The sequence below is a fragment of the Geothermobacter hydrogeniphilus genome (assembly GCF_002093115.1).
Lineage (GTDB): Bacteria > Desulfobacterota > Desulfuromonadia > Desulfuromonadales > Geothermobacteraceae > Geothermobacter_A > Geothermobacter_A hydrogeniphilus.
In genome coordinates, this window is sequence record NZ_NAAD01000027.1 from 1 (window position 1) to 22500 (window position 22500).

At 61.1% G+C, this 22500-nt stretch carries 18 protein-coding genes (1 of these 18 only partly in view); 9 read left to right on the forward strand and 9 right to left on the reverse strand.

Annotated features, from left to right (window positions below):
• Positions 1-138 precede the first annotated feature (138 nt).
• The 7 genes from B5V00_RS15095 to B5V00_RS15130 all read right to left on the reverse strand — a co-directional run bounded on the left by B5V00_RS15095 (position 139) and on the right by B5V00_RS15130 (position 8084).
• A complete protein-coding gene (locus B5V00_RS15095) occupies positions 139-2055 on the reverse strand; it encodes a putative nucleotidyltransferase substrate binding domain-containing protein (protein ID WP_085011648.1) in 1917 nt (638 codons plus the stop codon).
• 433 nt (positions 2056-2488) lie between these two features.
• On the reverse strand, positions 2489-2854 hold the full coding sequence (locus B5V00_RS15100; RefSeq protein ID WP_085011649.1) for a hypothetical protein: 366 nt from the start codon (positions 2852-2854) through the stop codon (positions 2489-2491).
• A gap of 127 nt (positions 2855-2981) precedes the next feature.
• Positions 2982-4778 (reverse strand): sodium:solute symporter family protein, encoded by a 1797-nt coding sequence (locus tag B5V00_RS15105; RefSeq protein ID WP_085011650.1) that lies wholly within the window; start codon positions 4776-4778, stop codon positions 2982-2984.
• Between the two features lie 14 nt (positions 4779-4792).
• Entirely contained in the window at positions 4793-5047 is a 255-nt protein-coding gene (locus B5V00_RS15110; RefSeq protein ID WP_085011651.1) for a DUF4212 domain-containing protein, read from the reverse strand.
• A 155-nt stretch (positions 5048-5202) separates the two neighbouring features.
• Positions 5203-6069, reverse strand: a complete 867-nt coding sequence (locus B5V00_RS15115) for an IclR family transcriptional regulator (RefSeq protein WP_085011652.1) — start codon at positions 6067-6069, stop codon at positions 5203-5205.
• 579 nt (positions 6070-6648) lie between these two features.
• Positions 6649-7380 (reverse strand): IclR family transcriptional regulator, encoded by a 732-nt coding sequence (locus B5V00_RS15120; RefSeq protein WP_085011653.1) that lies wholly within the window; start codon positions 7378-7380, stop codon positions 6649-6651.
• A 281-nt stretch (positions 7381-7661) separates the two neighbouring features.
• Positions 7662-8084, reverse strand: a complete 423-nt coding sequence (locus B5V00_RS15130) for a (deoxy)nucleoside triphosphate pyrophosphohydrolase (protein ID WP_139800800.1) — start codon at positions 8082-8084, stop codon at positions 7662-7664.
• A 235-nt stretch (positions 8085-8319) separates the two neighbouring features.
• On the opposite strand from B5V00_RS15130, the gene ubiE reads away from it, so the two are divergent.
• The gene (ubiE, locus tag B5V00_RS15135; RefSeq protein ID WP_085011656.1) at positions 8320-9027 is read left to right on the forward strand and encodes a bifunctional demethylmenaquinone methyltransferase/2-methoxy-6-polyprenyl-1,4-benzoquinol methylase UbiE; all 708 of its coding nucleotides are present in this window, start codon (positions 8320-8322) and stop codon (positions 9025-9027) included.
• Between the two features lie 160 nt (positions 9028-9187).
• On the opposite strand, the gene B5V00_RS15140 is transcribed toward ubiE, so the two are convergent.
• Positions 9188-9709 carry a cysteine hydrolase family protein gene (locus tag B5V00_RS15140; protein ID WP_085011657.1) on the reverse strand — a complete coding sequence of 174 codons (522 nt, stop codon included), beginning with the start codon at positions 9707-9709 and terminating at the stop codon, positions 9188-9190.
• Positions 9710-9760: 51 nt separating this feature from the next.
• Complete coding sequence (locus tag B5V00_RS15145) at positions 9761-12934, reverse strand: YhdP family protein (RefSeq protein ID WP_085011658.1); 3174 nt, start codon at positions 12932-12934, stop codon at positions 9761-9763.
• 293 nt (positions 12935-13227) lie between these two features.
• Between B5V00_RS15145 and smc the strand changes: the two genes are divergently transcribed.
• The 8 genes from smc to B5V00_RS15180 form a co-directional block, all read left to right on the forward strand.
• Positions 13228-16791: a chromosome segregation protein SMC gene (smc, locus tag B5V00_RS15150; protein ID WP_085011659.1), complete on the forward strand. Its 3564-nt coding sequence runs from the start codon at positions 13228-13230 to the stop codon at positions 16789-16791.
• Between the two features lie 10 nt (positions 16792-16801).
• Positions 16802-17161: a roadblock/LC7 domain-containing protein gene (locus tag B5V00_RS15155; RefSeq protein WP_085011665.1), complete on the forward strand. Its 360-nt coding sequence runs from the start codon at positions 16802-16804 to the stop codon at positions 17159-17161.
• Between the two features lie 19 nt (positions 17162-17180).
• A complete protein-coding gene (gene ftsY / locus B5V00_RS15160; RefSeq protein WP_085011660.1) occupies positions 17181-18431 on the forward strand; it encodes a signal recognition particle-docking protein FtsY in 1251 nt (416 codons plus the stop codon).
• Positions 18432-18705: 274 nt separating this feature from the next.
• On the forward strand, positions 18706-18876 hold the full coding sequence (gene zapB / locus B5V00_RS17050) for a cell division protein ZapB (protein WP_139800801.1): 171 nt from the start codon (positions 18706-18708) through the stop codon (positions 18874-18876).
• An 11-nt stretch (positions 18877-18887) separates the two neighbouring features.
• Positions 18888-19163, forward strand: coding sequence for a cell division protein ZapA (locus B5V00_RS15165; protein WP_172399778.1), 276 nt, complete (start codon positions 18888-18890; stop codon positions 19161-19163).
• A gap of 360 nt (positions 19164-19523) precedes the next feature.
• Positions 19524-20078: a 5-formyltetrahydrofolate cyclo-ligase gene (locus B5V00_RS15170; RefSeq protein ID WP_085011662.1), complete on the forward strand. Its 555-nt coding sequence runs from the start codon at positions 19524-19526 to the stop codon at positions 20076-20078.
• 133 nt (positions 20079-20211) lie between these two features.
• Entirely contained in the window at positions 20212-21783 is a 1572-nt protein-coding gene (gene rny, locus B5V00_RS15175) for a ribonuclease Y (RefSeq protein WP_139800802.1), read from the forward strand.
• 10 nt (positions 21784-21793) lie between these two features.
• Positions 21794-22500, forward strand: the 5' portion of a protein-coding gene (locus B5V00_RS15180; RefSeq protein ID WP_085011663.1) for a TIGR00282 family metallophosphoesterase. 82 nt of this gene lie beyond the right edge of the window; only the first 707 of its 789 coding nucleotides appear in the window; it begins with the start codon at positions 21794-21796; the stop codon falls past the right edge of the window.

A 22500-nucleotide genomic window follows, 5' to 3' on the forward strand; every position in this document is an offset into this window, starting at 1 on the left:
AGGTTCGAGGTTCGAGGTTCGAGGTTCGAGGTTCGAGGTTCGAGGTTCGAGGTTCAAGGTTCAAGGTTCAAGGTTCAAGGTTCAAGGTTCAAGGTTTTAACCTTGCGCCTTGCGCCTCGGGCCTTGTGCCTGCCCCTTTTATCCCACCAGTCTGGAAAAGTGTCTCTTGGTGGAATCCTGCAGCTTGGCGGCGGCGCGGAAGGCTTCCTTGAGCAGGTCCTGTTCGTTCTTGCTAAGGGCGTAGGGATCGAGGTAGTGGGTCGGCTGTTCGCCCTTGTCGATCAGTTCGATTTCGTGCCGCAGGCGCAGGTAGGTGAAGGCTTCGAGGGCCGCCTTGATGTGTTCGGCGGTTTCCTGGTTGAAAACCTTGAGGCGCACCAGTTCTTCAAGGCGGTCGATGGTGGTGGTCGCGTCGAGGTGGTGTTCAAGCAGGAAGATGCGGATGCAGTCGACGATGAAGATACTGCCGGCCTGCTTGAGGGACAGCTGCCCCTTGTGTTTTTCGTCCCGTTCGACGGTGAAACGTCCGAGCAGACCGAGAGGGGGCTTGTGTTTGAAATCGAGATCCATCAGCTGCCAGAGGAAAATTTCATTTTTGCGGATCAGGTCATGGACGATTTTGCGCAGATCCTGGCAGAGAGCGGGGTCGCCGACCAGCGGCATGAAGTCGAAGAAGATGGTGGAATAGCGGACCTTCTGCGGTTCCGGCACCCGGATCCAGTCGGTGATGCGGGCCCGCCAGTCCTTGAGCCGGCCGCGCCACAGGGGATTGTTGACCATCACCTTGCCCTTACAGAGGGGGTAGCCGATGCGGGCGAAGGTCTCGACCAGTCGTTCGGCGAAGGGGATGAAAAAGGCGTCGATCTCCTCGGCTCGTTCGTCGGGGAAATCCTCGTAGATGAAGCCGTTGTCCTGGTCCGGGCCGAGCAGCATCTCCTTGCGACCGCCGCTGCCCATGATGATGAAGCAGAAACGGATGTCGGGCAGGACCAGCCCCTCCTGCTGAACCTGTTCCAGGACGATCTCGTAACCACGGCGCAGGATGCAGTGATGGATGTAGGAGAGAATCTCCATGGTTTCGAAGGGGGAGCGGGTTTCCCCCATCAGCGCCTTGGCGACCTTGACCACCTCGGCGCGGGTGGCGACCAGCTCCTCGATGGACTGCGCCTCCTTGACGCTGCCGACCAGCAGCATCGATTTCTGGCTGCGGTACTTCATCAGGTCGCGCAGGGAGACGATGCCGACCAGTTCCCCTCGATCGACGATCGGCATGTGCTTGATCCGGTGCCCCATCATGAAGGTGGTCGCTTCATACATGTAGGTTTCCGGGGTCATGGTGTGCGGGTTGGCGGTCATGATGTCGGCGGCTATGGCCTGCCGCGGGTCGATATCATCCCTCGCCAGGACTTTGGCGACCAGGTCGTGCTCGGTGATGATGCCCCGAGGGTGCCTGGTTTTTCCCGGGCAGACCAGTATCGCGCCGATGTTGTGCAGGGTCATGGTGCGGGCAATGTCATTGACCGGAGTCTCTGGCGAACAGGTCTTGACCGGTGAGGTCATGATCTCGGAGAGGCGCTTCTTGAACGGATATGCCTCCATCAGCGCCAGGGTGTTGCGGCTGTTTTCGCTGACCATGTCGGCGTAGAGGCTGCGCACCCGGGAAAAGATCGCCCTGGTGAAATACTCGGTGATTTCGGGGTGCCGCTTGCCGGCCTCGGCCAGCAGATGGTCGGGGATCAGATAGCATTCGGTCGGTTTGACGGTGCGGGCGCCGGCGGTATAGGCCTGGTTGGTGAAGACCGGGGTACCGCCGAAGAAGGAGCCTTCCTTGCGGTAGTCGACCACCATCTCGTCGCCACCGGGGGTGAGGGCGACGATTTCCACCAGGCCTTCCTTGATCACGTAGAGGTAGCCGGTCGGTTTGTCATGCTGGTTGAAAATGTGGGTCTGCGGCGGGTACTTCCTGATCACCGCGGCCTTGCTGAATTCTTCAAACACTTCCTCGGGCAGGTGGTTGAACGGCTCGGTGTCCCGCAGTTTTCTGATCAGACCCATGGCATGTCACCCTGTAGGAAGGTTGTAGCAGTGTAATGAAGGACTTATCGGTTTCGGAGCGTCATTTCATTAGTGTTGCTCTGTGAAAATATAGCACAACCGGTGGGATTTGCGGGGAAGAGGGGGATGGGGGATGGGAGATGGGCGCTGACACTGATGGGAGATGGGCGCTGACACTGATGGGAGATGGGCGCTGACGCTGATGGGAGATGGGCGCTGACGCTGATGGGAGATGGGCGCTGACACTGATGGGAGATGGGCGCTGACGCTGATGGGAGATGGGCGCTGACGCTGATGGGAGATGGGCGCTGACGCTGATGGGAGATGGGCGCTGACGCTGATGTTAAGCGTTAGATGTAAAAGCTTTTGCATCCCACATCTCACATCTCACATCTCACATCTCACATCAGCGAAGCGTCCATGACGCGGCCTTTTAAGATTTTTTCTTCTTGCCGAACTTGAACTGGTAGGGGTTGGCCTGGCGACTGATGATGAAATCGAGAAACACCTTGCCCCAGAGGGTGAGGCCGGCCATGGCGCTCCAGGTCTTGTAGGGGAGCAGGGCCGACAGGACGCCGATAATGGTGAACAGGGCGACGGCGCCGGCGACCAGGTTGACGGTGCCGGTATAGGGGGCCCACTTCTCCGGATCCTTCGGCGCCTCACCCCGCTTCAGGGCGACTTCACTGTAGTCGTGTTTCCTGAAAATGCGGTAGGCACGCCGCAGCCAGATGAAAGCCATGGGGAAGAGGGCGAGAAAGAGAATCCAGGTTATGGCGACGCTGATATCAAAAACCATCTTTTACTCCTGCATGAGCCGGCGTCACGGGCCGGGTGAAGCTGAGAAAAAAACCCCGCCAGCAACAACTGGCGGGGCTGAATGATAGAACAGATTTCAACGAAAGTACAACGTGATTTCCCGTTGCTCAGTGAGCGCCGGTCACTTCGCCCGAGCCCTTCGGAATCCGGACCTGCTCGACCATGTTGGCGATGTCTTCGGGAACCGGCTCGGTCATGTTCTTGACCGCGAAGGCAACCGCGAAGTTGACCAACGCGCCGATGGCGCCGAAGGCGTTCGGCTCAATGCCGAGGAAGAAGTTCGCCTTGCCGCCGAACAGGCCGAGGAAGGAGGTTCCCTTGATGAAGAAGATCCCCTTGTGGGCGAAGACGTAGAGCATGGTGATGCCGATACCGGCGAGCATGCCGGCGATGGCGCCCTGCTTGTTCATGGTCTTGGAGAAGATGCCCATCATCAGCGCCGGGAAGATCGAGCTGGCGGCCAGGCCGAAGGCGATGGCCACGGTGCCGGCGGCGAAGTCCGGGGGATTCAGGCCGAGGTAGCCGGCGACCAGGATCGAGCAGGCCATGGCGATTTTACCGGCCATCAGCTCACCCTTCTCGGAGAGGTCCGGCATGAACTTCTCTTTCAGCAGGTCATGCGAGATCGCCGAAGAGATGGCGAGCAGCAGACCGGCAGCGGTCGACAGCGCGGCGGCAAGACCACCGGCGGCAACCAGGGCGATGACCCAGTTGGGCAACAGGGCGATCTCGGGGTTGGCGAGAACCATGATGTCCTTGTTGACCGTCAGCTCGTTGCCTTTCCAGCCGGCGGCGGCGAACTTGGGATCCTTGGACTTGTCATTGTAGAGCTGGATACGGCCGTCGCCGTTTTTGTCGGTGAATTTCAGCAGACCGGTTTTTTCCCAACGCTTCATCCAGTCGGGACGCTCAGCGTACTTGATCTGGGCATCCGGGGCGGTGATGTTGTTGTCGGTCATGATTTTCGGGTTGATGGTGGTCAGCAGGTTGATCTTGGCCATCGCGGCAACCGCGGGAGCGGTGGTGTAGAGGATGGCGATGAAGACCAGGGCCCAACCGGCCGAAGCACGGGCGTCCTTAACCGTGGGGACGGTGAAGAAGCGCATGATAACGTGCGGCAGACCGGCGGTGCCGATCATCAGCGAAGCGGTGTAGACGAAGGTGTTCAGCATGCTGCCGCGCATGTGGGTGGTGTACTGGGCAAAACCGAGATCAACGGAGATCTGGTCAAGCTTGGCCAGCAGCGAGACGCTGGAGCCGGCAAGGTCGGAACCGAGGCCGAGCTGCGGCAGCGGATTGCCGGTCAGGTGCAGGGAGATGAAGACCGCCGGCACGGTGTAGGCCAGGATCAGCACGCAGTACTGGGCCACCTGGGTGTAGGTGATCCCCTTCATGCCGCCGAAAACGGCGTAGCAGAAGACGATCGCCATCCCGACGAAGATCCCGGTGGAGTTGGAGACCCCGAGGAAACGCGAGAAGGCAACGCCGACACCGGTCATCTGACCGATGATGTAGGTCAGGGAAGCCATCAGCAGGCAGAGAACCGCCACCGTGGAGGCACCCTGGGAATAGTAGCGGGTACCGAAGAACTGCGGAACGGTAAACTTGCCGAACTTGCGCAGGTAGGGGGCGAGCAGCATGGCAAGCAGAACATAGCCGCCGGTCCAGCCCATCAGGAACAGCGCGCCGCCATAACCGAAGGCGGCGATCAGGCCGGCCATCGAGATGAAGGATGCGGCCGACATCCAGTCAGCGCCGGTCGCCATACCGTTGAGAACCGGATGGACCGAGCCGCCGGCTGCGTAGAATTCTTTGGTGCTGCCCGCGCGGGCCCAGATGGCGATGCCGATATAAAGCGCGAAGGTCAGACCGACAATCAGATAAGTTAATCCTTGAAGACCCATGTCAGATATCCTCCTTAATCTTCGTGAACGTCAAATTTTTTGTCGATATTTCCCATCAATTTGGCGTAGATGAAGATGAGTGCGACAAAAACATACATGGAACCCTGTTGGGCAAACCAGAAGCCGAGCGGATATCCGCCAAGGTGAATGCTGTTCAGTGCCGGGGCCAGCAAAATGCCCAAGCCGTAGGAAACGATGAACCAGACGATCAGGACGTTCCTGATCAGGCCCAGGGTCGCTTTCCAATAACCTTCATGATCGTGTTGCATAGAATGCCTCCTCTCTCCTCTTGTAATACGTTTGTGTGATGAAACGTTGACGCGAAATGGGTGGTTCGGTGATCTCGAACAATCCCGTTGACCGAACAGCTCGTTTCGCAACCTCCTTTCAGCGTGAATACAACCCGAATGTCAGGGATGATCCCCTAAATATGATGTTTTCCCCTGCTTTTGGCAGGGGGGTGCTGCCTGGTTTTCGGTCCGTTGAGATAATGACCGACGTGTCCGAGCTTGTTGGAGATGACAACCCCGGTTTCGATCAGTTCCGGCAACAACCCCGCCGCAAGCTGATCCTGCGGAACGCGGAACTCCGGAACAATCATGCAGAGACCCCCGCAGAGCTTTCCGCCGTTGCCGAACAAAGGCACCGCCAGTGACGCGACCCCGTCTCCGAGGACACCACAGTCACGGCTCCAGCCCCGGACCTGCACCCTGGCAAGATCCTCTGTCAGGGTGCAACGGTTCGTCGCTTTTGCCGTGCCGTCGTCGAAAGCCAGGTGAATCTGCCCGGCGGCGGTTGCCGTCAGTGGATAACGGCGACCCATCAGGGAGACAATTTTTACCTGATGGGTGGTATCGACCATGTCAAAGAACAGAACGTCCGACCCTCGTCTGACCGTCAGGTAGACGGTCTCGTTGCAGTCGCGGACCAGTTTTTCCATTTCCGGTTTGGCTTTGCGCAACAAGCCCATGCGGGCCAGGAATTTCTGCGCGACTTCAAATGCCGACAGGCCGAGGCGATATTTGCTGGTGTTGTCTTCCCGTTCGACGTAGCCGCGATTTTCAAAGGTCGCCATAAGGCGAAAGACGCTGGTTTTGTTCATGCCCAGGCGTTGGCTGAGTCGCGAAATCCGAACCGCCTCTTCCTCGTCGCAAAGAGCCTCAAGGACATCCAATGCATTCTCTACGGACTGGATTGAGTACGAATCGCGCCCTCTCGCGGCCAATTGAACATCCTTTCGTTGGGCCGGTCGGCCGATTGAACCCTCTGGATCGTCGAATCGATGAAACAATTGCCGAAAACCTAATACGCCGTTTTATTTTTGTCAACTTCTTTTTTCTGTCAGGTTGAAGGCGGCCGGAGAAATCTTTAATTTCGGTGTGTTATGGTTTAAATATTGTTATGAAAATTGTCGTAATTTGTTTTCAATTTTGCCCATTTAGGCCCGGTCAGGGTCTTTTTTTCAGGGCGGATAAAAACGCTTTTACCTCGCATGGTATTTCTTTTGACAAATCGCTTTGAAAACGGGTTCACTGCCATGGCTCGTGGCTGGTCCGCAACGGGCAAAAATATTTCTTGATCAGATCAGGAAGGCTTGTTTTGTTTTTCAGAAACAAGTCTACAATTTTGTGACGTTGTTTCAACTGGTGAATCAATGAAAAGTGTTTTTCCGTTTTTCCACGTGTCGCAAGCTGTTTCGGAAAGGACGGGGAAGTGAGGTGTCGCAGATTTAAGTGACGGATTGAACACCTGTTTGATGGGCCGTCGGCCGTTCCGGTTCGTCAGGCGTTGCGGATGTGGATCATCACCTTTTCGGTCACTTTTTTCTCCCCTCTGTCGGGGCATGGCAGGCGCGTGGGTGCTCCGGAGGTCAGGAATTCAGGTAGCTGCCGAGAAAACCGAGTTTTGATGAAATGGTTTGTCCGGCTTCCCGCAAGGGGGGGAGAAAGTTGTCGCGCAGTCGTTGCTCGTCCAGGCGGAAATCGGGACCGAGGAAGGAAAGACTGGCCGGGACCGTTCCCTCGCCATTGAAGAGGGGGACTGACAGGCAGGCGATGCCCTCACCCAGCACATCGTGGCCGGACGCCCAGCCGCGGCGATGGATTTCGGCCAGTTCACGGCTGAGGGGCTGCTCGGTGGGGGAATGGGCAAGGATGACGCTACCGGCGGCGATTTCGGACAGTGGATATCGTTTGCCGACCAGCGAGATGATCTTGACCTGCTGTGGCGTGTCGACCATGTCCAGGAACAGCAGTTCATCATCGCGACGCAGGGCCAGGTAGACAGCTTCGTCGCATTCTCTCGCCAGTCGTTCCATAACCGGTCGCGCCTGGCGCAACATGGTCATGCGTGAAATCAGTTTCTGGCCGACTTCGTAGGCCGACAGCCCGAGGCGGTAACGTCCGGTCTGTTCTTCGCGTTCGACATAGCCGCGATTTTCAAAGGTTGCCAGCAGTCTGAAGACACTGGTCTTGTTCATGCCGAGTTTTTCGCTCAGCCTGGATATCTGTACGTCTCCGGGTTCGTCGCACAGTGCTTCCAGGACGGCCAGCGCGTTGTCCACCGAATGGATCGAGTAAGATTCCTTGTCGCGTGTGGGCAAAAGTCCCTCCGGGTTTGCGGCTGCTGCAGGTCAAGGGCATGGACGGGGAAATGCGATCCCGTCAATTACAGGATATGGATGAAATTAATACAGCGTTTTATTATTGTCAACAGCTGCCTGAATATTTCTTTCGGAAAAATGAAGAGGGATATGAAACCACGCGGTGACCGGTTTCAACGCGTTGAAGCGGGAGGGGATGAGGTCGCGGCGGAAAACCTCAAAAAGCACATTAATTACCTGAAGAGGAAGTCGTTTTCGGGTAAAAATTAAAAGCCGTTTTATCATTCAGCCGGTGGCGGCGGGCTGTTGCTGACGGGACGGTCTCTCTGCAGTTTCTCCACCAGCGGCCGGTCCGCTTCCAGGAAGTCATATTCCGGAAGTTGTTCCGCGGGCAACCAGCGGTGATCGGCGACCTGGAGATGGCGGAGGGCCCCGCCCCTGATCCGGCAACGATAGGCGAGGATCAGCACCGCTCCCCAGGGGTAGCGATGGTAAAGGGTTTCGACGATGTCTTCAGCGCTGATCTCGAGGTTGAGTTCTTCCCGCAGTTCACGCTCCAGGGCCTGACGCGGGGATTCTCCAGGTTCCATTTTTCCTCCCGGAAATTCCCATTTTCCGGCGTGTCGGGAGCCTTCCGGGCGCTGGGTGACCAGGATGAGACCGTCTTCTTCGATGATGGCCGCTGTGACCAGTAAAGGGGGCATGGTTGCTGTCCTCGTGGCTGTTGCTGGTTTGGTTTCGGTTTTTGTCATTGTCCTCGTCGGCTATAAAAATCGGTGCGCAGCGGCGGCCGAAAACAATCTGGCGCCTGGTCTCGCATGCTATATAGGCTGCGGGAGGGAGGGCTTTTTTGCTGACACCCCCGCGCCTCTGTGTTAAAAACGGTCGCCTGAGGCCGGGCGTGTGGCCGGTCGCATTAACTCGCAGCAGGGTCGAATCATGTTCAAGCTTTCCGACAAGGGTCGCGGCATCCGCGATATGTTCGATGCCATCGCCCCACGGTACGATCTTCTGAATCGTCTGCTTTCTGCCGGGGTGGACCGTCGCTGGCGGACCTTTGCCGTCAGTCGGCTGCGGATTCCCGCTGACGGCCGGGTGCTCGACGTGGCGACCGGCACCGGGGATGTCGCCCTCGAAATCGCCGCGCGAACCTCGTCATCGGTACGGATCGTCGGCTCGGACCTGACCCAGGGAATGCTGGTGGTCGGCCGCGACAAACTGGCCGCCACCCCCTACCGAGAGCGGATCAGCCTGGTGAACGCGCCCTGCGAGTCCCTGCCGCATCCCGACTGCAGTTTTGACGGCGTGACCATCGCCTTCGGCATCCGCAACGTGGTCGACCGCGACGCCGGGCTGCGTGAAATGTACCGGGTCCTCAAACCGGGCGGCCGGGTTGTCATCCTCGAATTCTCCACTCCGACCAATCCCCTGTTCCGGGTGATCTATCATTTCTATTTCCGCCGGATCCTGCCTCTGCTCGGCGGCCTGCTCTCCCGGCGCAGCGCCTACCGGTACCTTCCCGAATCAGTGATGGAATTTCCCGACCGGGAGAAATTCGGACAGATGATGGCCGAGGCCGGTTTTCGCAACCTGAGTCAGCATGATCTGACCGGGGGGATAGCCACGGTCCACGTCGGCGAAAAGTGAGCAGGGCTGATGAAAAACGCCCATCTGCGGCGTTGCCCTCATTCCTGCGTCAACAACGTACCTTCCGGTACGCCTTATTCCGCAGCACTGAGGGCGCCTTGCATCTGGACATTTTTGATCAGCCTCGGGCCGTTCGTTTTATCTGTCTGATCCGACAATTCTATTCCACGTCGACGCCGAGGACGTTTTTCATCTGCCGGAGGGCGAAGTCACCGTCGGCGGGGTCGAGGGGGGCAACGCAGTCGGTCGGCACCCGGACGTGAAATCCGCGCATCACCGCGTCGGCGGCGGTGTAGAGGATGCAGATGTTGGTCACGCAGCCGGTGAGAACCAGTTCCTCCACGTCGAGTTTCTGCAGCAGGGATTCCAGATCGGTGGCATGGAAGCCTGAGTAGCTGGTCTTGGCGACCACCGCTTCGCCGGTCTGCGGCGCCAGGTCGGCCACCACTTCGGCGCCGGGTGTGCCCCTGACCGCGTGGACCGGCCATCCCATGCGGGAGAACTCGCGATCATCCGCGGCATGAGCGTCGCAGATGTAGATCACCGGGAGGCCGTCCCGTCGGGCCGCGGCAATCCGCTGCCGCAGGGCCGGCAGGATCTCCCGGGCCCGGGGAACTTCCAGCGGCGCCCCGGCGAGAACAAAATCGTTGAGCATGTCGACAACCAGCAAAGCCTGACGCATGGCTTACCTCCCGTCTCCCCCTCATCTCCCATCTTACATCTTACTGCTTTGTCACTCCTTCGGATTCACCGACTGCGGCAGGATGACGTCTCCGGGATCGGTGATCACCTTGCCCGGCAGGGTCAGAACCCGTTTGAAAATGCCGAACACCTTGTTCGACAACGAGGTGATCGGAACGGGAACGACCTCGGGCTGATCGGCGCTGCCCTTGACGGTGAAATGGGCGGTAATCAGGGCCTTCTCCTTGCCGGTCAGTATCCAGCCGGCGATGGGGATCTTGGTGATGATCTTGTCCACCGTTTTCAACGGTTTGATGCCGAGGACGGCGTCGATACGGTTGTCGTTGAGGTCGTATTCGCCGACCATGGAGAGGTCCATCGCTTCGCTGTGAACCAGCAGGTCTTCGGTTTTGAGTAGTCCCCCGGCAAGGCTGAAGGTGGCGTCGATCTTCTTGAAGGGCATGCCCTCTTCCGCCATGTCGGGCAGGTGCAGGCTGAACAGCTGGGAGACATTGAGCAGCGAGAAGAGTTTGGAGAGAACCTTGAACCGCTTCAGGACACCGTCGTCGATTTCCAGGTTGATGCCTCCCCGGGAGGTTCTGATGAAATCGTTACCGGTCAGTCCTTCGAGGTAGAAATCGCCCCGCAGGGTGCCGGTGAGAATGCTGTCGCGTTGCAGCAGGTCACGGTGGATCCCCTGGGCGGGGAAGTTTTCGACATGGCCTGAAACGATCAGTCGGGATGTGTGGTCCGGGCCGGTCTTGACAATGACCTGGCCGCTGCCGAAGCCCTCTCCGGAATAGAACTGCAGCGGGGCGATGCTGAGCCGCCCCCGGCCGTCGCCGGTTATGGTGCCGGTGGCATTGATGAACCTGAGACGGCTCAGCTTGCCGGTCGCAACGCGGGCCTTGATGCTGATGGTCGGTTCCGGCGGCGGGGCGGTCATGGGTTTTTCCGCGGGGGCCTGTTTCGGGTTGCCGGGATGTTTCCAGAGGGCGATAACTTCGTCGATGTCGGCGTAGGCGGCATCGATCTGCAGGGCGATATGCGGCTGGTGCCAGCCCTGCATGGTTCCGGTGACGACACAGTCGGTGCCGCCGTCGAGCCTGACCTTGATCAGGTCGAAGTCAATGCCGCGGGCGGCAATGGTGATGCGGCCGTCGAGGTCACGCAGCTTCTGTTTTCTTGAAGGAAAGATCAACTCATGGGCGCCGACGCTTCTGGCCTGCAGGTGCAGTTGCAGCTCCGGCCTGGTGAAATCATTCAGTTGGAGCTGCAGGGTGACGGGCGATTGACCGAGGCGGGCGTTGAGCAGGACCGTCTTCATGCCCCGGCCGGTCAGCAGCAGGGTGCCGTTGATGCGCTGCAGGTCAGCCAGGCTGCGGGTCAGGTGAACACCGACATCATGCAGCTGCAGTCGTCCATTGATGGTGGGGACCGGCCCGGCTGCAGACCGCAGTTTCAGATCGAGGTCGAGGGTCCCCCGCGGTCGGTGCGGGGCCAGGTGGCGACTGCGTTTCAGTAGCTGCTGAAGATCGAGGCGGGTTCCCCGCAGGCGCAGTTTCCAGTCGCTGCCCGATCGCCAATGTCCTTCCGCTGTCAGACTCTCCCCGGCCAGGTCGAGCCGGCTGTCGGCAAGGTCCCAACTGTCTCCCTTTTTGCTCAATGTCGCCCGCAGGCGTCCGGCCTCCCCGGGATTCTTGCTGAACCAGCCGGGATAGTCCAGCCGCAGGGAGGTCAGGTCGCCGTCGAGGCCGATTGTCAGGTTTCCCGGTCGCCCCCTGCAGGACCAGCGCAGGGGGACCGTTCCCTGCAGGATGAGAGCGGTTTGCTTGTTGTCGGGCAGTAGTGACCGCAGTTGCTGCAGGGGCGGGGGCTGCAGGGTTCCCTGCAGCGCAAATCGCGGGGGCGTGTCAAGAGTGATGCTGCCGGTCAGGGTCTGGAGGCGGCCGGCCCACCTGGCCTGGAACGTCTTGGCGATAATGCGGCCGTCGATCAGCTGCAGTTGCCCCTGCCCCTGCTCCAGGGGCGGCAGACCGGAGAGCTTCCAGCTGAGCTGATCGAAGTCGGCGTCGATCCGCAGCTTGTTGAGCAGGTTGTTGTCGGTGAGTTGTGCCAGGGGAGTCGGCGGCAGGTCGATGGTGGCGCTGATCCGCCCCTTCTCGGTTTGTTCAAGCAGCCCGACCGGGAGCAATGGCTCCGGGGCCAGTTCCAGCCAGCTGTGCAGGGATGCTCGGGGGAGCTGGAAGTGGGCGGACAGGACTTGCCGGCGCAGTGCAATTTTTCCATCGAGCCGCAGATCGTTGTGTTTCAGGGTGATATCCCGCAATCGATCGGTTGCCGGGTCGTCTCGTTGCCAGGTGGCGGCCAGCTGCCATTGACCGACCGGCCGGGTCGGTCGGTCGCCGATGGTGTACCGGGCCTGGGGGGCGATCAGGGTGGATTGGATAGCGATTCCACCGACGGCGGAGCCTTTGAGCCGGGCGGAGAGGAACGCCTTCCCGGTGAGGCGCAGTTTTTTCATGCCCAGTCGCCTGGCGACAGCGTCCAGCGGCAGGTGTTTCAGCTGCAGTTCCAGATCAATCCGGTTGTGTGCGGTTTTGCCCCGCCAGGGAGAGGCGATCTCCCCGGTCATGGCCAGTTCCGACGCGTTGTCGTCGAGCTCCGTGATGCCCTGCAGGCTGATACCGAGACGCTGCCCGGGGCGATTCTCGATGCGCAGGTCGATGTCCCGGAGACTGAGTGTTTTTACGGCCGCGGTTTCGGGCAGGCGCACGCTGATTGCGCCAGACTGCATGCGGACCTTTCGCAGGCTGGTGGTCATGGAGCGGGGGCTGGAATTCTGCGCTGGCCGGTTGGGAGCGCGCGGTCGCGAGAGGTCGATCTGCAGGCGGGGATGATCGAGGATCAGCTGGCGCAGGATCAGTTCGCCGCGCAGCAGCGGCAGGATATCCACTTTCAGGTAAAGGTGGGCGGCCTTGAGACTGAAGTTGGAATCGGCGCTGGCGGGGATTTCCAGGTCGCGGCAGTCCACGGCCAGCCCGTTGCGCAGGGAATAGCCGATCCGGCCGAAGCTGACCGGTCGGCCGAGCAGCTCGCCGAGGCCGGTGGCGATTTCGGACCGGTAGCTGTTGAGGTCGATGTTGACCAGCACCAGGGCGCCGGCTGCACAGGTGAGCAGAAGCAGCAGGACAATAAGACGGGCAATGGATCGCGAGCGGGGCATCGGTTCCGGTGGTCTGCGCGTGGCGCGGGCTGGAGGTCAGTGGCAATTATAGCGTTTTACCGGGCGCAGACAATCGCAATCCATGCCCCGGTGAAATTTTCTCGTCTCCGGGGCGTTGATTGCGTTCATGGATTCGGGTTTTTTCACCCGCTGTCTTCCGGCCCGTCATTCAGGTTTACAGCTATCGGGCAGACTGTTACCATAGCGCGCTGTTTGTCATGTTCCGGCTGCCGGTGGCGGATCGCCTGCCTCCGGGACCGGTCCCTGCCGGAACCTGATCTGGTGCGGATGCGATGAAAATCAAGCGACTTGAAATTATCGGCTTCAAATCCTTCGTCGACAAGGTGGTGCTCGATTTCCAGCAGGGGGTGACCGGTGTGGTCGGTCCCAACGGCTGCGGCAAGAGCAATATCGTCGATGCCATCCGCTGGGTCATGGGTGAGCAGAACGCCCGCAGCCTGCGCGGCAAGTCGATGGAGGATGTCATTTTCGGCGGCAGCGAAACCCGCAAGCCGCACGGCATGGCCGAGGTGTCGCTGATTTTCGACAACGAGGACGGCCTGGCGCCGCCGGCCTTTGCCGAATATGCCGAAATCATGGTCACCCGCCGTCTTTACCGCAGCGGTGAAAGCGACTACCTGCTCAACAAGACTCCCTGCCGGCTGCTCGACATCGCCGAACTGTTCATGGATACCGGTGTCGGTCGCCGCGCCTACTCCATCATCGAACAGGGCAAGATCGGTTTTATCCTCAATGCCAAGCCGGAAGATCGTCGTTTTCTGATCGAGGAGGCCGCCGGCGTCACCAAGTTCAAGGCTCGCAAGAAGACCGCCACCCGCAAGATCGACGCGACCCGCCAGAACCTGCTGCGTCTCGGCGACATCATCTCCGAGGTCAACCGTCAGCTCGGCAGCCTCAAGCGACAGGCGCAGAAGGCCGAGCGTTACCGCCGGTACCGAGAAGAACTCAAGGGGATCGAGACCCGTTTCGCGCTGCGCCGTTATCGGCAGCTGCGTGGTGAGCTGGCTGCCGCCGGCGATGCCGAGCGGGAGCGCGGCCGGGTGCTGGAGGAGGTCAGCGGTCGGCTTGAGCAGCAGGAACTGAAGCTCGCCGACATGCGTCTGCAACAGGCCGGTGCTGAAAAGGAACTGGCCCGCGGACAGGAGCAGGTCTATCAGCTCAGCAGCCAGATTCAGGAAACCGAAGGGCGTATCAACTTCGCCCGACAGCAGCACGAGGCCCTCGCCCGACAACGGGAACGGCGTGACGGCGAGAGCGCCGGTGTCCGTCAGCGCCTTGAAGGGCTCGGTGAACAGGAAGCCGCGCTGGAGCGGGATGCGGCCGGTCTTGCCGGCGACCTCGCCGACGCCGAGCGGCGGCTGTCCGCGGCGACGACGGCAACTGAGGCCGGTGAGCAGGCCGAGCGGGTCGCGGCTTCGCGCCAGGAGGAGGTGCGACGGCTGCTTTTTTCGCTGATGGGGGAGTTGACCCGGCTGCAGAACCAGCAGGAGGATGCCCGTCGTCGGCTCGATCTGCAGCAGGAACGGACCTCGCGCAATCGTCGCGAGGCGACCGATCTGCAGGAGCAGCTGCAGAATGTGCGTCAGGAGGCGCGGGCGCGGGCCGACGCCCTGGCCGCGGCCCGGCAGCAGCACGCCGCCCTGCGGGCAGAGCAGGAACAGGCCCAGGCCGAATTGGTTGAACAGCGCGGGCGCCAGCAGGACAATGAACGTGAACTGCTCGCGGCGCGCGACCGGCTCAACCGGGACCGGTCGCGGCTGGAATCGCTGCGCCAGCTGGAGCGCAGTCTCGAAGGTTGCGCCGGCGGGGTTCGGACCCTGCTGCGGGATGACGCCTTCGCCGACCGTTTCGCCGGCCTGGTGGCCGATCACCTGCAGGTCCCGACCGACTGCGAGGTGGCCGTCGAGGCGGTGCTCGGCGAACGGTTGCAGAGCCTGGTCAGCTCGAGCGTTGACACCGTTGTCGAGGCACTGGCATTGCTGGGGGAGAAGGGCGGCCGGGCCACCTTTCTGCTCACCGACAGTCCACAGCCGGAGGCGCCGCGTTTCGGAGAAGGCCGGCACCTCGCCGACCTGGCCAGGGCCCAGACCTCGTTTGGTGCATCTCTGCTCGGTCTGCTCAAGGGGGTCTACCTGGTTGATCGGGTCCGCCCCTGGCTGCGGGCGGAACTCCCTTTCGGCCTGGTTCTGGTCGACGCCCGCGGAGAAATGCTGACCAGCCGCGGCGAATGGAGCGGCGGGTCGAGTCAGGTGCTGGGCGGCGGCCTGTTGCAGCAGAAGCGGGAAATCAAGGAACTGGAACAACAGGTTGCGGTTGCCGAACAGTCCGTTGAGGCCCTGCAGCAGCAGCGTCAGCAGTTGCAGCAGACGGTGATCGATCTCGATGAGCGGGTCCGTGAACTCGGTTCCGCCGTTCATCGTCAGGAACTGCAGGTGGTTGACGGTGACCAGGAACTCGATCGTTACCGTCGCGAGGAAGCCCGTCTGCTGGAACGGGTCGAGGTGCTCAGCCTCGAAGAGGACCAGTTGCACGAGGAGCAGGAGCGGCTGCAGGGGATGCTGGCTGAAGCCGAGGACGGCCTGCGGGACAAGGAAAGCGGTCGCCGGGGGTTGGAGGACGAGCTGGAGTTGCTGCAGGAACAGCTGCAGGTTCTGCGGCGGGACCTGGCCGAGGCGCGCGAGCAGCTGACCTCGGTGCGGGTGGAAGTCGCCAGTCTGCGTGAGCGCGAGGAGGCCGGCCGCCGCAGTCGGGCCGGGCTTGAAGATCTCCGCAGCGAATTGCAGGGACGGCTGGCGCTGCTGGCCGCCCAGCAGCAGGAAGCCGAAGAGGAACAGCGCAAACTGAGCGGCGAGATGGAAGATCTGCAGCGGCGGCTGGAGGTTTTGTTTGAACGCCGTGAAGAAGAAAAACGCAAGGCCGATCTGTTGCGGGACCGGTTCGAGGAGTTTGTTCAGGGGATCGCCCTGGAGGAGGAGGCGACCCGGGAATTGCGCCGTCAGGCCGACAGCTTGCGGGAGGCGGTCGGCGGTCTGCAGATGGAGCTGCGGGAGAAGGAACTGGCGCTGGACCATCTGCGGCAATCCTTCCTTGAACGTTACCGGCTCGATCTCGCCGATCAGCTGGAAGTCGAGGATGAGCCGGAAGTTGACCAGGCGGCGGCCGAGCGGCGGATGGAGGAATTGAAACGGTTGATTGACGGCATCGGCGAGGTTAATCTGACCGCCATCGAGGAATTCCAGGAACTGGAAGAGCGTTTCAATTTTCTGCGCGAGCAGGAGGAGGATCTGCGACGGTCCATGCACGGCCTGCAGGCGGCGATCGCCAAGATCAACCGCACGACCCGCAAACGCTTCAAGGAGACCTTCGAACAGGTCAACATCAAGTTTCAGCAGATTTTTCCGCGGCTGTTTCATGGCGGGCGCGCCGAATTGCAGTTGACCGACAGTGACGACCTGCTCGAGACCGGCATCGATATCATTGCCCAGCCGCCGGGCAAGAAGCTGCAGGGGATCAACCTGCTCTCCGGAGGTGAAAAGGCCCTGACCGCGGTGGCGTTGATCTTCGCCATCTTCCAGATCAAGCCTTCTCCCTTCTGCCTGCTCGATGAGGTTGACGCGCCGCTGGACGAGGCCAATATCGGTCGTTTCAACGAAATGGTCAGGGAGATGTCGGAAATTTCGCAGTTCATTATCATCACCCACAACAAGCGGACCATGGAGATGGCGGACACGCTCTACGGCGTCACGATGCAGGAGCCGGGTGTCTCGCGGCTGGTTTCGGTAAAAATCAATGAGTTTCAAGAGTCCGGCGCCCGACGCCCGGCGCCTGTTGCCTGAGGTTTCGTTCATGCCCTTCAAAAAAATGCTTGGCACCATGCTGGAGCGGATCCCCGGATCTCTCGGGGCGATTATTGTCGACTGGGAAGGTGAATCGGTGGACCAGGCCGGGCGGCTCGATGCCTTCGAGCTGAAGGTGATCGGGGCGCATAAAGGCCTGATTCTCGACAACCTGCGACAGGCGGTTGCCCGGGCCGAGGGGAACGACCTGGAAGAGATTATTATTACCACGGCGCAGCGGCAGACCATCATCATGCCGGCCACCCGGGACTATTTCCTGGTTGTCGCTCTCGAACGCAAGGACGTCATGGGGCGGGCCCTGTTCGAGGCGCGGCGCTGTCTGGAGCAACTGAAAGAGGAGATTGCCTGAGCGCAACACGTGATTCAAAATGGATTATTTTGCTCAATTGATCAACTGGCTGCAGCCCCTGACTGACCTGCTGGGCAGACTGGGGATTGCGGAACAACAACGGCAGAGCTATGCCCTCGGCATCCTGTTTCTGCTGGTGACCCTGCTGGTGCTGTTGCTGATCGTCCTGTTGCTGCGGCGGCCGGCGCGACCGAAAGCCGAACGACCGCAGGACGAAACGATCTCTGAGTCGACCGATGAGGCGCCGGCCGCTGAAGAGGCAGTCGCTGAAGAGGCAGCGGATGGCGCGGTTGAGGAACCGTCGCGACCCGCGGCAGCCGGAGAACCCGTCGCGGCCGAGACGGAGGAGCCTGAACCGGTCAGTCTGCTGCAGCGGATGCGCCAGGGGCTGGCCAAGACCCAGGCCGGGCTGGTCGGGCGGATCGACAGTCTGCTCAGTGGCCGCGCCAGGGTCGATGATGACCTGCTGGAAGAACTGGAAGAGGTGTTGATTACCGCCGATCTCGGCATGCAGACCACCCGCCAGCTGGTGGACGCTGTCGAGGAGCGTCTCGGGCGCAGCGAGGCGGCCGACCCGCAGTTGGTGCGCCAGGTTCTGAAGCAGGAGATGATTTCCCGGCTGGCCGCGGTTGACAGTCCTCTCGACCTGGAGCAGGCCCGTCCGATGGTGATCATGGTGGTCGGCGTCAACGGTGTCGGCAAGACCACCACCATCGGCAAGCTGGCCCGGCTCTGGACGTCCCGGGGGAAGAAGGTGGTGCTGGGTGCCGGCGACACGTTCCGGGCCGCGGCCGCCGAGCAGCTGGCCATCTGGGGAGAGCGGGCCGGAGTGGATGTCATCCGCCATGCCGAGGGCGCCGATCCCGGCGCGGTGGCCTTCGATGCCGCCCGGGCCGCGGTGGCACGCAAGGCCGACATTCTGCTGCTTGATACCGCCGGCCGGTTGCACACCAAGGCCAACCTGATGGAGGAATTGAAAAAAATCCGCCGGATCCTTGAACGCGAGATTCCGGGCGCGCCGCATGAGACGCTGCTGGTGCTCGATGCCACCACCGGGCAGAACGCTTTGATTCAGGCCCGCCTGTTCAAGGAGGCGGTCGAGGTGAATGGCCTGGTGCTGACCAAGCTCGATGGTACCGCCCGCGGCGGGATCATCGTCGCTATCGCCAATGACCTGGGACTGCCGGTACGTTTTGTCGGCATCGGTGAGGGGGCCGATGACCTGCGGCCCTTTGATCCGGAGATGTTCGTTCGTGCCCTGTTCGAATGAATCCTGAAACCACCGGCAATTTAGGCATTCGGCTGTCGTCACGGATGAATCTGCCGCGTCGTCTTCACCGCTTCGGTGCTCAACATAGTTCGGCTACGTTTCCGCCCGAATCGGTACGGCGCCTGGCATTTTCACCCGTCCCGTCACCCTCGGTCCGCAAAACAGCCGGTGGATTTGGGATGAATGTAGTTGACTTGACTGCTGGAGTTACCTAAACTTTTCGCAATGGCGGGTGGCCGGACCGGCCGATTCGCCCTGAAACGGAGTGGACGGCGTGGATCTGATCGATCTTCTGGAACAAAAGCTGGATCGGTTGCTCGAACGTTACCACGAGTTGCAGTCCGAAGCTGACGCCCTGCGCGCGGAAAACGCGCGGCTTGCTGAAGATCGACGGCAGACAGTTGCCGAAATCGACCGGATCGTCGCCAAACTGGACAAGGTGTGAGGTCGCCCGCGGTGAAACGTGCCACGCAGGTCACTATTCTCGGTCAGCCCTACACGGTGCGCAGCGATTCGACGCCGGAGCAGATTGCCAGGGTCGCCGACTTTGTCAATGAGCAGTTGACCGCTGTCGCCCAGGCGGCGCCGACCGCTGACACCCGGCACATTACCGTGCTGACCCTGCTCAATATCGCCGGCTCCTACCTGGAACTGCAGGCGGAGCAGGGCGGCGCCGACCAGCGCCGGCTGCAGGATCTGATTGAGCGGATTGATCGGGCCGAAGCCCGTTGAGCATGTACGTACTCTCCATGGGGAGTTTCAAGATAGATTGGATCAGACAGGTTCGTGCCCCGGGACGGACCGGGTGGACCATGGCCGGCAGCAGCCGGATGCGTGGTCGGCCCGTGACTCTCCCGCCTCGGCACTTTCCCGCTTATAAGGTAATCAGTTCAAAGGTGTCCCGTTGCGCAACATGATGCAGACATTCACGCTTGATTCCGGGCCGGTGCCGTCCTCTTTCGGATATCGCCACTGCCTGTCCGGGTTGCCGATCGGGGTTCTGTTCGACTGACGCGCCCGCCTGCCGGGTGTGCCTTGTTCCATTCTCATTCTTCCTGCCCATGGAGATCACCGGTTACGGGGATCTCTGCCATGCCTAAAGATGCCATCCGTTCCCGCAGCCTGGATCGACGTCGGATGCTGGCTCCCGAGAGTCATCATGCCCTGAGCCTGGCCGCCCAGCGGCAGCTTCTGGCCACGCCCGAATTCGTCGCGGCTGCCGTTGTCGGGCTCTACAGTCCGGTTCGCGGCGAGGTGGATACCGCCCTGCTGCAGCAGCAGCTGTCGGAGACCGGTCGCATCCCGGTTTATCCGCGCGTCGTCGGTGACGGGATGGAGTTTGTCCGGCTGTCTCCGGAGGCTCCCCTGGTTCCCGGCCGGTTCGGGATCCTGGAGCCGTCCGGTTCGGAGCGGCTGCCGCCGGCCGCCATTGACCTGCTGGTGATCCCGGGGGTCGCTTTTGACCGTCGCGGACATCGTCTCGGTTATGGCCGGGGATATTATGACCGGGCATTGCAGGATGAAGACTGCCGGCCGTTGCTGGCGGGTCTGGCATTCGCGTTTCAGCTGGTCGACCGACTTCCGGCTCAGCCGCACGACGTCCAGCTGCAGATGCTGGCGACCGATGCCGGTCTGCACCGGTTTTGAACCGTCGGGATTTTCGGAGGGGGCAGGCCCTGGTCGGCGGGGGTGTCGTCGATAAGGGGCCCGTCCTGGATTACAGTTGAGGATTTACTGATCCGGGTTCGAGACAACCAACAACCATTCAGCAATGGAGGATATGGTTTTGAAAATAGAACTGATGATGTTTCTGATCGGCGGCGGGGCTCTCGTTGCCGGCGTCGTTGTCGGCATGCTGCTGCGCCAGCAGATATCGAAGTCGCGTCACGCCGCGGCCCGGCGGGATGCCGCCCAGATTGTCGAAGATGGCCGCAAGGAAGCCGAGGCGATTCGCAAGGAGGCGGTGCTGCAGGCCAAGGATACGGTGCTGCAGGCCAAGGCCGAGTGGGAAGCCGAACTTCGGGAGTTGCGCCGGGAAATCCAGGGGCAGGAAAAGCGCCTGCAGCAGCGCGAAGAGAACCTCGATCGCAAAACTACCCAGCTGGAAACGCGGATGGAAGAGCTTGAGAAGCGGGACCGGAACCTGCAGCAGCGGCAGGTTCAACTGCAGCAGGGGGAACAGGAGCTGGAAGGCAGGCGCGCCGAGCAGGCGCGGTTGCTGGAGCAGATTTCCGGGATGAGCCGGGAAGAGGCCAAGCAGCAGCTGATCAGGGCGATGGAGAGTGAGGCGCGTCATGATGCCGCCAAGAGCATCAAGCAGATCGAGGATGAGGCGCGCGAGTCGGCCGACAAGAAGGCCAAGGAGATTCTCGCCCTGGCGATTCAGCGCTACGCCGGTGATTTCGTCGCCGAGAAGACGGTCAGCGTGGTGCCCCTGCCGGCCGATGAGATGAAGGGCCGCATCATCGGTCGCGAGGGGCGGAATATCCGCGCCATCGAGGCGGCGACCGGTATTGACCTGATCATCGACGACACCCCGGAGGCGGTGATTATCTCCGGTTTCAACCCGGTACGGCGGGAGGTGGCGCGACTCTCTCTCGAAAGACTGATCCAGGACGGCCGCATCCATCCTTCGCGTATCGAGGAGGTGGTGAAAAAGGCCGAAGAGGAGGTTGAGCAGGCGATCCGCGAGGCCGGCGAGCAGGCAACCTTCGACGTCGGCGTGCACGGTATCCATCCCGAGATTATCAAGTTGCTCGGCCGGTTGCGTTACCGGACGTCCTATGGCCAGAACGTGCTGCAGCATTCGATCGAGGTCGCTTTTCTCTGCGGCATCATGGCGTCGGAACTGGGTATGAATGTCAAGCAGGCCAAGCGGGCCGGGCTGCTGCACGATATCGGTAAGGCGGTCGATCACGAGATCGAGGGGTCGCATGCGGTGATCGGCGCCGATCTGGCACGCAAATATGGTGAGTCGCCGAAAATCGTGCATGCCCTGGCGGCCCATCACGAGGACGAGAAACCGGAAACGGTGCTGGCGATTCTCACCCAGGCGGCCGACGCTCTCTCCGGCGCCCGGCCCGGTGCCCGGCGTGAAATGCTCGAAACCTACGTCAAGCGACTGCAGGATCTGGAGCGCATCGGCACCAGTTTTCCGGGCTGCAACAGTTGTTATGCCATCCAGGCCGGTCGCGAAATCCGGGTCATGGTCTCCAGTGATGATGTCTCCGATGCCCAGTCGCTGATCTTGGCCAAGGACATCGCCAAGAAGATCGAGAGTGAGATGACCTATCCCGGGCAGATCAAGGTCAATGTCATCCGTGAGACCCGCGCGGTCGAGTACGCCCGCTAGGGGGCGCTGAATTGTGCTGAATCTGCTCTTTGTCGGTGATGTGGTCGGCCGTCCCGGCCGGCGCGCCCTGCAGCGTCTGCTGCCCCGCCTGATCGATCGCCATCAGGTTGACCTGGTGGTGGCCAACGGTGAGAATGCCGCGGCCGGCTTCGGTCTGACCCGTGACACCATGAATGAACTGCTGGATGCCGGGGTCGATGTCCTGACCACCGGCAACCATGTCTGGGACAAACGGGAAATCTGTGGACAGATCGACGATTTTCCCCGGGTGCTGAGGCCGCTCAACTACCCGGACGGGACTCCGGGGCGAGGCTCAGGGGTCTTTCAGACCAGCGCCGGATACAAGGTCGGTGTTTTGAACCTTGAGGGACGGATTTTCATGAGCGCTCTCGACTGCCCGTTTCGGGCGGCCGACGCGGCTATTGCAGAGCTGCGTCGCGAAACCCCGGTGATCCTTGTCGATATCCACGCCGAGGCAACCAGTGAGAAGGTCGCCATGGGGCACTACCTCGACGGCCGGGTCTCTCTGGTGGTGGGGACCCATACCCATGTCCCGACGGCGGACGCGATGATCCTGCCGGGAGGGACGGCCTACCAGACCGACGCCGGCATGACCGGGAGTCGTGATTCGGTCATCGGGGTGCGCAAGGAACTGGTGATCGAGAAGTTTCTTACCCAGATGCCGGTGCGTTTCGACGTGGCGAAGAAGGACCCCTG

Excerpts from the sequence above, each read along its gene's own strand:
- B5V00_RS15155 (WP_085011665.1), top strand. The coding sequence starts at position 16,802 with ATGCCCTTCAAAAAAATGCTTGGCACCATGCTGGAGCGGATCCCCGGA.
- B5V00_RS15170 (WP_085011662.1), top strand. The coding sequence starts at position 19,524 with ATGCCTAAAGATGCCATCCGTTCCCGCAGCCTGGATCGACGTCGGATG.
- B5V00_RS15145 (WP_085011658.1), bottom strand. The coding sequence starts at position 12,934 with ATGCCCCGCTCGCGATCCATTGCCCGTCTTATTGTCCTGCTGCTTCTG.
- rny (WP_139800802.1), top strand. The coding sequence starts at position 20,212 with ATGGTTTTGAAAATAGAACTGATGATGTTTCTGATCGGCGGCGGGGCT.
- B5V00_RS15110 (WP_085011651.1), bottom strand. The coding sequence starts at position 5,047 with ATGCAACACGATCATGAAGGTTATTGGAAAGCGACCCTGGGCCTGATC.
- ftsY (WP_085011660.1), top strand. The coding sequence starts at position 17,181 with ATGGATTATTTTGCTCAATTGATCAACTGGCTGCAGCCCCTGACTGAC.
- smc (WP_085011659.1), top strand. The coding sequence starts at position 13,228 with ATGAAAATCAAGCGACTTGAAATTATCGGCTTCAAATCCTTCGTCGAC.
- B5V00_RS15100 (WP_085011649.1), bottom strand. The coding sequence starts at position 2,854 with ATGGTTTTTGATATCAGCGTCGCCATAACCTGGATTCTCTTTCTCGCC.
- B5V00_RS15095 (WP_085011648.1), bottom strand. The coding sequence starts at position 2,055 with ATGGGTCTGATCAGAAAACTGCGGGACACCGAGCCGTTCAACCACCTG.
- ubiE (WP_085011656.1), top strand. The coding sequence starts at position 8,320 with ATGTTCAAGCTTTCCGACAAGGGTCGCGGCATCCGCGATATGTTCGAT.
- B5V00_RS15140 (WP_085011657.1), bottom strand. The coding sequence starts at position 9,709 with ATGCGTCAGGCTTTGCTGGTTGTCGACATGCTCAACGATTTTGTTCTC.
- B5V00_RS15105 (WP_085011650.1), bottom strand. The coding sequence starts at position 4,778 with ATGGGTCTTCAAGGATTAACTTATCTGATTGTCGGTCTGACCTTCGCG.
- B5V00_RS15130 (WP_139800800.1), bottom strand. The coding sequence starts at position 8,084 with ATGCCCCCTTTACTGGTCACAGCGGCCATCATCGAAGAAGACGGTCTC.